This is a genomic window from Spirilliplanes yamanashiensis (assembly GCF_016863475.1).
GTDB classification, from domain to species: Bacteria; Actinomycetota; Actinomycetes; order Mycobacteriales; family Micromonosporaceae; genus Spirilliplanes; species Spirilliplanes yamanashiensis.
Window position 1 is genome coordinate 20,897 of sequence record NZ_BOOY01000024.1, and the last position, 11,728, is coordinate 32,624.

General features: G+C 73.9%; 14 protein-coding genes and 1 tRNA gene. 9 read left to right on the top strand and 6 right to left on the bottom strand.

Annotated elements, in window-relative coordinates; genetic code table 11:
• Nucleotides 1-28 precede the first annotated feature (28 nt).
• Genes Sya03_RS15480 through Sya03_RS15490 form a run of 3 tightly spaced genes read left to right on the top strand, consistent with a single transcriptional unit; the run spans nucleotide 29 to nucleotide 1,292 of the window.
• Nucleotides 29-355, top strand: a complete 327-nt coding sequence (locus Sya03_RS15480) for a YbaB/EbfC family nucleoid-associated protein (protein ID WP_203939003.1) — start codon at nucleotides 29-31, stop codon at nucleotides 353-355.
• Nucleotides 352-672, top strand: a complete 321-nt coding sequence (locus Sya03_RS15485; protein WP_203939004.1) for a hypothetical protein — start codon at nucleotides 352-354, stop codon at nucleotides 670-672. Before Sya03_RS15480 ends, Sya03_RS15485 begins: the two co-directional genes overlap by 4 nt.
• Nucleotides 672-1,292, top strand: a complete 621-nt coding sequence (locus Sya03_RS15490; RefSeq protein WP_203939005.1) for a hypothetical protein — start codon at nucleotides 672-674, stop codon at nucleotides 1,290-1,292. Before Sya03_RS15485 ends, Sya03_RS15490 begins: the two co-directional genes overlap by 1 nt.
• Before the next feature lie 254 nt (nucleotides 1,293-1,546).
• Here the strand turns inward: Sya03_RS15490 and Sya03_RS15495 are convergent, their stop codons facing one another.
• A complete protein-coding gene (locus tag Sya03_RS15495) occupies nucleotides 1,547-2,815 on the bottom strand; it encodes a hypothetical protein (RefSeq protein ID WP_203939006.1) in 1,269 nt (422 codons plus the stop codon).
• Nucleotides 2,816-2,961: 146 nt separating this feature from the next.
• Here Sya03_RS15495 and Sya03_RS15500 point away from each other — a divergent pair, with 146 nt between their 5' ends.
• On the top strand, nucleotides 2,962-3,807 hold the full coding sequence (locus Sya03_RS15500) for a PSP1 domain-containing protein (RefSeq protein WP_203939007.1): 846 nt from the start codon (nucleotides 2,962-2,964) through the stop codon (nucleotides 3,805-3,807).
• Here the strand turns inward: Sya03_RS15500 and Sya03_RS15505 are convergent.
• The 3 genes from Sya03_RS15505 to Sya03_RS15515 are packed head-to-tail and all read right to left on the bottom strand — an operon-like array spanning nucleotide 3,804 to nucleotide 6,430.
• Nucleotides 3,804-4,331, bottom strand: coding sequence for a GNAT family N-acetyltransferase (locus Sya03_RS15505; protein ID WP_203939008.1), 528 nt, complete (start codon nucleotides 4,329-4,331; stop codon nucleotides 3,804-3,806). The genes Sya03_RS15500 and Sya03_RS15505 overlap by 4 nt on opposite strands.
• Before the next feature lie 4 nt (nucleotides 4,332-4,335).
• Nucleotides 4,336-4,725 carry an MmcQ/YjbR family DNA-binding protein gene (locus tag Sya03_RS15510; protein WP_203939009.1) on the bottom strand — a complete coding sequence of 130 codons (390 nt, stop codon included), beginning with the start codon at nucleotides 4,723-4,725 and terminating at the stop codon, nucleotides 4,336-4,338.
• A 10-nt stretch (nucleotides 4,726-4,735) separates the two neighbouring features.
• Nucleotides 4,736-6,430 carry a metallophosphoesterase family protein gene (locus Sya03_RS15515; RefSeq protein ID WP_203939010.1) on the bottom strand — a complete coding sequence of 565 codons (1,695 nt, stop codon included), beginning with the start codon at nucleotides 6,428-6,430 and terminating at the stop codon, nucleotides 4,736-4,738.
• 122 nt (nucleotides 6,431-6,552) lie between these two features.
• Between Sya03_RS15515 and Sya03_RS15520 the strand changes: the two genes are divergently transcribed.
• A tRNA-Thr gene (locus Sya03_RS15520) sits at nucleotides 6,553-6,629 on the top strand.
• A 239-nt stretch (nucleotides 6,630-6,868) separates the two neighbouring features.
• Here Sya03_RS15520 and ybiA read toward each other — a convergent pair.
• The gene (gene ybiA, locus Sya03_RS15525) at nucleotides 6,869-7,363 is read right to left on the bottom strand and encodes a riboflavin biosynthesis intermediates N-glycosidase (protein WP_203939011.1); all 495 of its coding nucleotides are present in this window, start codon (nucleotides 7,361-7,363) and stop codon (nucleotides 6,869-6,871) included.
• A 221-nt stretch (nucleotides 7,364-7,584) separates the two neighbouring features.
• Between ybiA and Sya03_RS15530 the strand changes: the two genes are divergently transcribed.
• On the top strand, nucleotides 7,585-8,016 hold the full coding sequence (locus Sya03_RS15530; protein WP_203939012.1) for a hypothetical protein: 432 nt from the start codon (nucleotides 7,585-7,587) through the stop codon (nucleotides 8,014-8,016).
• Between the two features lie 68 nt (nucleotides 8,017-8,084).
• Complete coding sequence (locus tag Sya03_RS15535) at nucleotides 8,085-8,690, top strand: hypothetical protein (protein ID WP_239107549.1); 606 nt, start codon at nucleotides 8,085-8,087, stop codon at nucleotides 8,688-8,690.
• Here the strand turns inward: Sya03_RS15535 and Sya03_RS15540 are convergent.
• Nucleotides 8,687-10,444: a fibronectin type III domain-containing protein gene (locus Sya03_RS15540; RefSeq protein ID WP_203939013.1), complete on the bottom strand. Its 1,758-nt coding sequence runs from the start codon at nucleotides 10,442-10,444 to the stop codon at nucleotides 8,687-8,689. The two genes, Sya03_RS15535 and Sya03_RS15540, sit on opposite strands and share 4 nt — an antisense overlap.
• 101 nt (nucleotides 10,445-10,545) lie before the next feature.
• Between Sya03_RS15540 and Sya03_RS15545 the strand changes: the two genes are divergently transcribed.
• Complete coding sequence (locus tag Sya03_RS15545; RefSeq protein ID WP_203939014.1) at nucleotides 10,546-11,034, top strand: nitroreductase/quinone reductase family protein; 489 nt, start codon at nucleotides 10,546-10,548, stop codon at nucleotides 11,032-11,034.
• Nucleotides 11,034-11,675 carry a DUF6518 family protein gene (locus Sya03_RS15550; protein WP_306890420.1) on the top strand — a complete coding sequence of 214 codons (642 nt, stop codon included), beginning with the start codon at nucleotides 11,034-11,036 and terminating at the stop codon, nucleotides 11,673-11,675. Before Sya03_RS15545 ends, Sya03_RS15550 begins: the two co-directional genes overlap by 1 nt.
• Nucleotides 11,676-11,728 lie beyond the last annotated feature (53 nt).

The window sequence follows — 11,728 nt, forward strand, 5'->3', positions numbered from 1 at the left end:
TTGCCGGTACCGCTGGTGAGGAGCCCGCATGGCCCGGGAGATCGACGAGGCCTGGATCGAGGAGGCCGTCGAGCGGCACCGCCGCCTGGAGTCGCTGCGCGCCCAGCTGGACGAGGCGGCCGCCGGCACCCGGGTGACGGTCCGGTCGCCGGACGGCTCGGTCGAGGTGGTGGTCACGGCGGCGGGGGCGATCGTCGACGTGCACATCCTCGGGTCGTTGCAGCGCCGCACCAACGACGACGTGTCGCGCTCCGTGCGCCAGGCGGTGGTCGCGGCCGCGGACGCCGCCCGCTGGGCCCGCGCGAAGCTGCACGACGAGGTGTTCAGCGCCTACCTGCCGCTGGCCGGCCGATGAGCGCCACGACCACCCCGCCCGGCGTGCTGGTCGCGACGCCCGGCGACCTGGCCGACCGGCTCGACGAGGCCGCCGCCGCCCTGGTGTCCGCGGCCCGCACGCTGCGCCGCGCCGTCCCGGACACCGCCCCGCGCGCCGCCGCCGGCCCCGCCCCGGCGCTGCACGCCGCCTGGCAGGCCGCGGTCGCGGCCCGCGCCGACGAGGCCGCGGCCGCCGCCGACCGGTTGCTCGACGCCTCGGCCGCGGTCCGCACAGCCCACCGGGGGTACGCGGACACCGACGCCCTCGTTTCCCGCCACCTGCGGGGGAGCGCCTGATGGACACCCTCGACCGCATCGCGCCCGCCGCCGGGCCGCTGCTGGCCCGGGTCGACGAGATCGTCGAGTACGCGGGCGCGCCCGCCGGCCACCCGCTGTGGACCCAACTGCGCCGGGTGCGCCTCCTACCCGGCGACGCGGTCGAGGCGGTGGCCGCACTCCGCCCGGACGACATCGCGGCCGCGGCGGGCCCCCTCCGCGCGACCCGCGACACCCTCGCCGACGTGGCGTCGACCCTGCCCGCCCCGGGCGCGTGGGCAGGCACCGCGGCAGACGCGTACGCCACCGGCCGCCGCGCCCTGTCCACCCACGTCGACGCCCTGGCGGGCCGCGCGGCCACCACGGCCGACCTCGGCGACGACCTGGCAGAGTGGATGCGCGGCACCCGCCGCGCGGTCGCGGCGGTCCTCGCGGACGTCCTGGCGTCGGCGGAGTCGGCGGCCCTGCCGCTCACGGGTGCGGGCCCGGCCGAACTCCTCCCGCCCGACCAGCACGGCGCGGCCGCCGAGGTCGCGACCCGGGTCCTGCGCACGGTCGCCGACGCCTTCGCCGCCGCCGAACCCCTGCTGGACCGCACGACGACCCTGTCCGCCCAGTCCCCACCCCCGCCGGCGATCTGACGACGCCGCCGCCCGCGCTGCGTGCTGAGCCAGCAGCGGCGCCAAGGGGGAGTCGCGGACCTCGGCCGCGGTTGGAGTGGGCACGCGGCTTGGTTGCGGTCCCTGCTGAGGTCCGCAGCCTCGGCCGCACCCCGCCGCGCGGGCTTGGGTGTCGTGCGGCCTCATGTCGGCGTCCTTCCAAGGGACGCGACGTGGTGCGCGGTCGAAGCCGGTCCGCGCGTCGCGGCCCGGCGTGAACACGCGGCCCCGCGGGGTCAGGTCGTCCTGCGGCGGCGGGTCGTCCAGCCGACCAGGAGCAGGCCGGCCGCCAGCAGGGTCAGCCCGACGCCGGCCACTGCACCCGTCGACGTGCCGGTCACCGGGAGGCCGGCGCCCTGGCCGCCCTCCGGCGCAGCCGCCGCCGCTCGGGCCGACGGCGGCAGCGGGGCGACCGCTGCGGCCTCGAGGACGCCGAAATCGGCGTCCAGCGCCGGGTGGGCGTACCCCTGCTTGTCGCGGCCGGGGCCGACGATCTCCAGGCGGACGGCGACGGCGCGGGCCGCGACGGCCTGGCCCTGGGTTGCCTGCTTGAGGGTGCCGAGGGTGACGCGCAGCGTGGTGCCGTCAGGGGCGGGGGCGGATTCGGGGCGGCCCGAAGGCAGGGTGGGGACGCCCGGCAGCGGGGGCATGCCGGGCAGCGGGACGCCGCCGACGGTGGCCAGGGCGGGCAGGGCGCCGAGCAGGGCGGATTCGGTGCGGTCGTCAAGGGGGATCTCGGCGGTGGCGCCGGGGGTGGTGAGGCGCTTCGGCGGGGTGCCGGGGGCGGTCACCTCGACGACGGGTGGGCGGTAGTCGACGCGGGCGGTGCCCTTCGCGGGGGCGATGGCGGCGGTCAGGTGGGGGCCGCGGACGATCGTGACGGTGGCGGCGCCGTCGAGGATGCGCAGCGTACCGGGCTCGACGGCGGCGGTGGCCACGGAGTGGACGGCGTTGCCGCGCCGTGCCAGCTCCGTGGTGTTCCAGGCGGCCAGGCCGGCGGGGGCGCGCAGCAGGTCGCCGGCCTGCGCGGCGCCGAGGCGGGCCTCGGCGCGGGTGACCGGGCCGGTGGTGGTGCCGCAGGTGAGGCCGGGGGTCCAGCGGGCGTGCGCGGACGTCGTGGCGCGGCGCAGCGTGAACGGGCCGGCGGTGCGGGTGGCCGGACCGCGGGTGGTGGCGGCCGGGTTCTGCGGCGGCGCCGTCTGGGTGACCGGTGTGGTGAGGGCGTCGGGGCCGTCGGTGCCGCCGAGGGGGCGGGCGGTGGCGGCGGAGCCGGGGGCGGCGACGCCGGTGCGGGTCTCGGCGATGCGGACGTCGAGGGCGGTGTCGCCGCCGAGGCGGTGGATGCCGAGGGCCTGGGCGCCGGCCTCCGCGGCGTACGCGGGGGCGCAGGCCGGGGCGGGGGCCGGGGCGGCGGGGGCGCCGGCCGCAGGGTCGGCGGGCAGGACGACGGAGGCGAGGACGGCGGTGGCGGCGAGGGCTGCGGACTGGCGGTGGGCGTGCGGCATCGGGGCGTCCTCCGGGCGGATCACGTATCGGGGAGCGTCTACGGTCCTGCCCAACGACGGTCGATGTCGGCGGTTGCGCCCTCTATGTCCGGCTCGGCCGATCGGTCACTTATCCGATCAGGCCGTCACCGTCGTAGTGTGTGGGCATGGGGATGCTGTGCGCGGTCAGCTTCAACCGGTACGGACGCCTCTACTACCTCGACCCGGGCGGCCTGCAGATCGCGGTGGGTGACCGGGTGCTGGTGCCCACCGACGACGGCACCGAGGTGGCCGAGTGCGTGTGGGCGCCGCAGTGGGTGTCGGAGGACACCGACGGGTTCCCCAAGGTGGCGGGCCTCGCCGACGACGCCGACCTGCGCCGCGACGACCTGCTGCGCCGCCGCAAGGCCGAGGCGAAGGTGGCGGCGAAGCGCCTCATCCGCGAGCACCAGCTGCCCATGAAGGTCGTCGCCGTCGACCACGTCATCGAGTCCGGCGGCACCGGCACGGGCGGGTCGCGCACCACCATCTACTTCACCGCGCCGCACCGGGTCGACTTCCGGTCGCTGGTGCGCGACCTCGGCGCCACCCTGCACTGCCGGGTCGAGCTGCGGCAGCTGTCCGCCCGGGACTCCGCGCGGGTCCAGGGCGGCATCGGCTCGTGCGGGCGCGACCTGTGCTGCGCCACGTTCCTGACGGACTTCGAGCCGGTGACGATCCGGATGGCGAAGGACCAGGACCTGCCGCTGAACCCGCTGCGCATCTCCGGGGCGTGCGGGCGCCTGATGTGCTGCCTGAAGTACGAGCACCCGCTCTACCAGCAGTTCCAGGCGACCGCCCCCGCGGTGGGCACCCGGGTCAGCACCCCGGAGGGCGACGGCCGGGTGGTGGCGCACAGCGTGCCGCGCGACGCGGTGGTGGTGCGCATGGACGCCGACGGTTCCCGCTGCTCGTGCAGCCGCGCCTCGGTGTGCGGGCCGCGCCAGCAGCACGATGAGCGGTACGCCGACTAGAGCGTGATCCAGTAGCGCCGGGTGCGGCCGAGCACCGTGTCCCGCACGTCCTCCAGCACCCCGCCATGGCGTTCGATCACCCGCGCCGACGCCGGGTTCGTCTCGTCGCACGTCACGAGCACCCGCCCCAGGCCGCGGCCGCGCGCCGCCGCCAGCACGGCGCCCAGCGCCCAGGTGGCCACGCCCCGCCCGCGCGCCGACGGGCGCACCCCGTAGCCGATGTGCCCGCCCGCGTCGAGCAGGAAGTCGTTCAGCGAGTAGCGCAGCGAGATGGCGCCCAGCAGCGCGCCGTCGTCGCCGGCGATCCACCAGAACGCGGCGTGCACCCAGCCCTCCGGCGGCGGGACGCTCTCGTCGCCGAGCCGCCGCAGCTTCGCCACCCACGCCGCGAAGCCGGCGGGGGAGTCCACCTCGTCGCCGGGGCGCAGCCCGCTGCCGTCCTGGTGGACGCCGCGGCCCCACTCGTCGCGCATGGCGAGCCAGGCGGTGTGCAGGTCGGCGGTGGGTGCGACGAGGGTGGGCATCGGCTCAGGATCGCGAGTCGAGCCACGCCTTCGCCACCCGTTTCGGCGCCTTCGCCAGCCACGCCTCCGTCAGCAGCTCCTCCAGGTCCGGCTCGGCGATCGCGTCGAGCCGGACCAGCACCGCCGGGTAGCCGTCGAAGTGCGACGTCGTGAAGTAGACCGCCGGGTCGTCGGCGATCAGCGCGTGCTTCGCCCCCTCGTCGGGCACGCTCGCCCCCAGCACCGGCCCGTCGGGCGCGGCGTCGCCGAGCTCCGCCAGGTCCTTCGCGCGCAGGCCGCGTTCCCACGCGAACGTGGAAGTGCGCACCTTCCACGCCGGACTGCCCCACGACGTCGACTCCGTCGTCTCCGGCAGCGACAACGCGATCCGGGCGACGTCCTCCCAGCTGGCCATGCGACCCACCCTAGGCGGGGGGTGCGACGACAACCGGCGGTTCGATGAGCCGCCCCGCGAGCGGCTCCGCCGGCCGCAGCCACGGCGCGTCCGCCGGGTCGTCCGGCGCGGCCACCCATTTCCGGCAGATCCGGTCGACGCCGATCGGGTAGATCGTCAGCGTGCCGTCGCGGGCCACGTGCAGGCGCAGGAACGACTTGCCGTGCTCGATGCCCTGCCCCGCGTACAGCTCGTTGACGTTCACCCCGAAACCGCTCGCCACCAGCAGGTACAGCGACACCAGCAGCGCCGCCAGGTAGCCGATGACCGGCCCGTAGAGCACCGCGGCCACCGCCAGCGGCCACGGCCACGGCCAGTCCCGGAACGGGAACTGCAACCACACCCACGTGCCCGCCACCGCCAGCCCCACGTGCGCCGCTCCGTGCAGCACCCCCAGCACCCAGTGCCGCATGTGCCGGTCCGAGTCGGCCCCCGGCGGCTGCGCGAACGCCACCGCCCCCAGCACCGTCACCAGCAGCACCGCCACCAGCGGGATCGTGAACAGCCGCTGCGCCTCCGCCACCCGCGTCGTCGCCCCCAGCATGGCCAGCATCAGCAGGGTGTGGACGATGCCGAGCATCGTGCCGAACCCCGGATTGCGCACCGGCAGCCGCCCGAACACCCCCCACGCGTGCCGCCGCGACGCCGCCAGATCCGGGTACGCCGCCGCCCGCTCGTACCGCTGCCGCGGGCTGGCGTTGCGGGTCAGCGTGCCCTCCGGCGGCACCGTGATCCGCTCCGGCAACCCCTGCGTGCCCAGCAGGTACGCGCCCCCGCCGCCGCACGTGATCAACTCGCGGTCCGGCCCGCTGTACCGCGCGTAATGATGCTGGTCGCCCGACACCATCACCCGCACCTTGGCCCCGCTCGGCGCGACAATAGTGCGCACGAAATAGTCGACCGCGTCATACGCCCCCGGCTTGCGCGCCGCCTTCACCCACGTCGGCGCCGGCACCATCAGCACCACCCGGTCACCCGGCCCCAGCCGCGCCGCCGCCCGCTCGAAATACACCAGCTGCGGATCGTCGATGTACGCCCCGAACTGCTCGTCGATCGCGAACAACCACCAGTTCGCCGGCAACTCCACCGCGAAGTACGACCGCCGCTGCGCCGTCCGCCACCCGCCGATCTGCCCGTCCTTACGCCGCGCGAACAACCGCAGGAACGCCGTCAGCCCGTCGTACCAGTCATGATTGCCCGGCAACGCGAACAACGTCGGCCGCGGCCCCTCCAACGGCGGCGCCGGCAACGCCGCCCGGTACGGCCCCTTCATCCGGTTCTCGTACTCGTCGCCGCTCGCCGTGGGATACACCTGATCCCCACCCATGACCAGCACCTGCCCGCGCGGCAACTCCCGGCCGTCCACCACCAGCTCCGGCTGCGCCAGCAGGTACGCCACCGAGTACGTCGCGTCGAAGCCGTCCCCCAGATCGGCGACGTAGTCCAGCCACAGCTCACCGCCCTCGCCCGGCTGGCGGTGCAGGTCGTCGGGCAGCGCGTTCTGCAGCTCCCGCTTGTCGAGGTACGCCCCGAACAGCACCGCGCCCAGGGTGCGCAACCCCGTGCTGAGCAGCAACAACGGCGCCAGCCACGGCACCGGCTTCCGAGGGGTGAACCCCAGCTCACGCTCATCCATACTGCGCGGCCGCGGCGGATACGACGTCACGGCTGAGCAGCCTAGCGGCGTAGTCTGACACCGTCTGTCCGCTTCCCGGGGGCTGCTGCGCACCCGAGTCGGGTATCCCGTTCCGGTACGGGGGGTGCTATGCCGTACACTCGTTCAGCGTTGCCGCCTTAGCTCAGTCGGCTAGAGCGACGCACTCGTAATGCGTAGGTCGTCGGTTCGACTCCGACAGGCGGCTCCACGAGAAAGCCCAGGTCAGTTGGCCTGGGCTTCTCCTTTTCCCGAGGTTGATGGCGGGTGCCGTCAGAGGCTTGCATCCGCATGCCGCGCAGCGATCTCCTGAAGACCAAGCCGCCACGGCTCGGCAGGCTGCAGGACCGGAAGGGTGTCGCGGTCGTGCGGTTGGAATGGGAGGCAATCCGACAACTGGCGGCCGAGACGGTCGACCTGGTGAGGCCGCGACAGACGAGTCCGCTGCACTCACTGATCTGCCGATGAGCGGACACCGCCGTGACCCTTGTCGCCGGTGTGTGCCTGGTCGGCGCGAAGCCGGGTGCGGGTGCGCATCAGGATCCGGCCCAGCATGTTCCTGCCGACCCCGGACCGACCACGTCCCCAGTAGTGGTCCGTGTCGGTGTCTTCGACGATCTCCTCGTCACCGGTGCCCAACAGGATCGCGCGGATGTCGGCATGAGCGGCGAACTTGGCCGCCACTGCCCGGCGCATCACATCGTCCTTGACCCGGTCCCAGTCACGGCGCAGCGGCCGGGACCGATCGCGACCCAGCTGTGCGGCGCGCAGCGGCGTGGCCGCCCGGCGGATCAGGTCGGCATGGCGGGTGCCGGCGAACTTCTGCGCCTGAAAGTAGTGCTCCGACGTTGGCCACCAGCGGCCGTCCAGGTCGAAGCCGTGCGCGGAGAAGTTCGAGAAGCAGCCATACGGAACCTCGTCGGCACCGTAAAAGTAAATCGTCACCAGGGCCTCGGAACAGAAGGGTCAGAGTCCGCACCGTGCCACGGCCGCCGGCGCCGCAGCAACCGAGTTGCTGCTCGACATCCGGACAAGCCGCGCCGACGGCGGGCGCCTGACCGTCGCGCATCAGGCGGTGGGCGATATTCACCGGAGAGGAGCACGAGCGCGACAGCCTGGCGGGCCATGCGCGTCTTAGCAATGGTGCGTGTGCCTACGATTCCGGCGTGATCGCCGACGCAGCCGCCGACGAACGTCCTGTCACCGTCCTCCGGGACAGCGTCGAGACCAGTTGGCCAATACGTGTCATCGAAGGCCGCTACCCGGAGTTGACTCTGACGCTCACCGGGGATGGCCGAACCTGGAACGCGGTTGGGACGAGCGTGTTCGCGGCCCTGATGGACCTTCGGGAGCAGCTGGAGGCTGAGCGGATTCAGCTGTGCTGCAACGGCGCCAGACGGAACGCATGGTCGTCCGGTATGCAGCAGGACATGGGCCGAGGGCACTCCGTGTATCTGCTGGAAGAGAACCAGTCAGGCGAGCCCACCGAGGTCCGCACACTCGATCCCGCCCCTGGCGATCAGGTGGTCACGGTTCTCGAACAGAGGACGTGGTACGCCGACTGGCTGGCGCAACGCACGGGCGGGCGGCGGAAGTAAGGCGCAGGCGAGGTCGGTCGGCAGGAAATCGGCTCGGCAAGCCCTACGAGGCTTGCGATCATTCGGCGGTGGAGTACGACGGCAAGCTGTACGAGATCACCTCGGGATACAGCCTTCCTGACGACGCATGGCACCACGAGCTGTCCGGACTGAGTGGTGAGCCCGGCACCGGGCCGTACCTGACCTTTGCCGTTCCCGATGCGACTCCCGACGGGCCGTTCACGCCGAAGTCGGCCGAGCACGTCGTGGTTCATGCCGGGGGCGGTGTGGTGCCGTGGCCCGTTCTGGAGGCGCTGATCGGCCGGCTCGAATCCAGCGGTGATCTGGTCGACGAGGCCCGTGATCTGTCGCCCGACGCGATCGCCCTCCCAGTGACACTCAACACCTGGGCGTACGAAGGTCGCCGGTTCGAGGTCAACCATTACCACGACGGTTGTTCGTGGTGCTACGAGCTGTATGAGGTCGACACGGACACGACGGCGAACAACTTCATCGACGTCCGGATCCCCGATGCCTCGCCGGATACGGGTCCGTTCGTTCCGATGTCTTCCCGGCACGTGACACTGACCATGCATGGCCGATGGACGATTCCCTGGCCGGTCTTCCGGCGCTTCCTGGACGCCATCCGTGCCACCGGGGACATCGTCGCACCCGTCCGGCCGATGACCGCCTAGCGAACGGTGACGCGGACGCGGGTCGACGGGGCCGAGACGCCCACCCCGTTGACGGCTGTGATCGCGATCCAGTACGCCCGCTTGCCGGCGATCGCCCGGGTTGTGCAGGTGCGCCGGCTCGCCGGTGCCGTGCAGGACGCCACCGGGGAGCCGCCCTTGGCGGCGGTCCAGACGGTTGCGTGGTAGCGGGTGACCCGGCTGCCGTAGTCGCTGGCGGGCGGGGCCCAGGCCGCGCGGATCTTCGCCCCCGTGGGCCGGGCGGAGACGGCGCGGGGCGTGCCGGGTGGCCCGGCGACGGTGGTGGACAGGCCGGTGATGATGCCCCAGCCGTCCGCCGTGACGGCGTAGACGGAGAAGGGGTACGTGCGGCCGGTGGTGAGCCCGCGGATCGTGCAGGTCCGGGTCGCCGGGCCGGTGACGCACTCGTTGCGGGAGTCGTCGATGCGGAAGACCCGGTAGGCGGTGATGGGTGAGGTGCCGGGGTCGGCCGGCGGCGCCCAGGTCACGGTCGCCTGGCCGGACCTGGCGACGACGACGAGGTTGCGGACCCCGCCCGCCACGCGGCGTCCCGCGACGGGCAGCGCCGTGGCGGGCATGCCCTCGCCGTACGCGGTGACGGCGCTGACGTGGACGTACGACGTCGCCGTCGGGCGGGTCGCGTCGAGGTCGCAGGTGGTGCCGTCGGCGCCGGTCCAGCACTCGTCGTAGGCGGGGCCGCCGGCGGCGGCGCCGTAGATGCGGGCGACGTACCGGGTGATCGGCAGGCCGCCCGTGGACTCGGGTGGTGCCCAGCTCACCGTGGTGCGGTCGTGGGCCCCGGTCACGGTGACGGCGGTCGGCACGCCCGGAACCCCCGAGCCCGGCTGGAACGTCGACGGCCGCGGGTACACCCGGACCGCGTAGTAGCCGTGCACCAGGTCGGGCACGTCGATCGCCACGCCTCCCGGCAGCGCCTCGGCGGTCGCCGGGACGGGTGCCTCGACCTCGCCCGCGCCCCATTCCCACCGGACCGCGACCACGTCCAGCCCGGCCGCGACGGCGTCGGCGCCGGTGGTGCCCCGGTCGGTGAAGTACCGCTCCGGGATGGCGGTGCTGAGCGTGCTGCGCAGCGGCCGCCGGTCCGGCCCGAAGTCGGGGTTGCCGAAGCCGAGCAGTTCCCAGTGCCCGTCCGCCGCCTCCGAACCGATCGAGGAGTACGCGGCGTCCGAGCCGATGTACTCGAGGAGCGTCTCGGGGTCCGCGCCGCCGCTCCAGTGATCGACGGCCCAGAACTCACCGGCGAACCGCGTACCCGACTTCGCGGGGTCGGCGAAGCCGGTCACGCACCAGTAGCCCTGGCCGGCGCACAGGTCGCCGCGCCAGGTGGTGACCGGCGAGCCGGTGATCGTGAGGGTGACGTCACCGTCGTTGTCGGCCCGGTACGTCGCGCGGAATCCGGCCGCCGTGGCGTCGACGTAGTAGGGCAGGTACGAGCCGAGGCGCAGGACCAGTTCGTACCGGCCGGCGGGCGGGTCGTCGCCGACGGCCGTCCAGGACACCGTCTGGTCCTCGTCGCTGCGCACCTCCAGGGTGGCGGAGGCGTCACTCGCGCCGCCGTCGCCGTCGCGGACGACCGCCGACTCGACGCAGTGCCGGTCGGCCGGGGCGGCGCAGACGGGCCACGCGCCGCTCGACGGGAGCGCCGCCGAGGCGGGGGCGGCGACGGCCAGGGAGCCGACGGCAGCGAGGGTTGTGGCGAGCAGCACATGACGCACGAACCGCACGATCGGTCCAGGTCACCGGGTCATGAGCACTTCACCCGCCGGTGAACGCGTCGGCCGGTCCCGGGCGTGACAGCGGTCCATACGCTGAGGTGGTGACGACGTCGGACGAGCACCGCACGAAGAGTCCCTGGCTGCCGCCCCGCTGGTTCATCCGATTCGCCTGGGCGGTGCACCGGGGCCTGTTCCGCGGCTCCGGCGGCCGGATCGGGTTGTCGCGGCCGCGGGGGAACAAGTACGGCATGCTGCGCCTGACCGCCACGGGTCGCCGGTCCGGGCAGCCGCGCAGCGTCATTCTCGGCTACTTCGAGGACGGCCCGAATCTCGTCTCGATGGCCATGAACGGGTGGGGTGAGCCCGAGCCCGCCTGGTGGCTCAATCTGCAGGCGAACCCGGACGCGACCGTCGAGCTGGTCGACGGGCGGCGGGCGGTCCGGGGCCGGGCCGCGACGGGGGACGAGCGGACGCGATTGTGGGCGCGGTGGCGGGAGATCGACCGGCACCTGGACGGCTACGCGGCGCGGCGGCCGTCCGAGACCGCGGTGGTGGTGCTGGAGCCGCGGCCTGATGCCTCGGGCACGTAGTGGCCGGGATCGCGCCGGTCCGCGCCGACCGGCGCGGTGCGGTGGTGGGCGTCGTCGCCGTCCTGGGTGGGTTTCTGCTCGGGGTGCTGGACTTCGTGTGGATCAAGGTGGTGCCGTTCCCGTTCGGGGATCTCGGCAACTCCAGCGCGGTGTGGGCCGTGGCGGCCTTTTCGTTCGGGTACTGGGTGCGGTCCGGGTGGGTGCGGGCGGCGGTCGGTGCCGCGGTGCTGCTCGTCGTCGCCGTGCCCAGCTACTACCTTGCCGCGACCGTGATCCAGGGGGACGACGTCACCCAGCTGTGGGCGGCGCCGTCGGTGCTGTGGATGGCGTTCGCGGTGGTGGCCGGCGTGGTGTTCGGCGTCGCGGGGGTGTGGGCGCGGGCGGCGGGGTGGTGGCGGACCGTCGGGATCGCGCTGCCCGCGGCGGTGCTGTTCGCCGAGGCCGCGCTGCAGGCGCGGCGGATCGGTGATCCGAGCTATGGCACCGATCCGGTGTGGAGCGTGGTCATCAGGGGCGGGCTGGGGATTCTGGTCGTGGCGGTGGTGGCGCGCACCAACCGGCAGCGGGTGGCCTCGCTGGCGGTGGCCGTGCCGCTCGCCCTGCTGGGGTTCGCGGCCTTCGCCCTCGCCGGTTTCGGCTGAGCCGCGCCACCCCGGCGCGGCAGGACCGGCAGCACCCCGACACGACCCGGCGG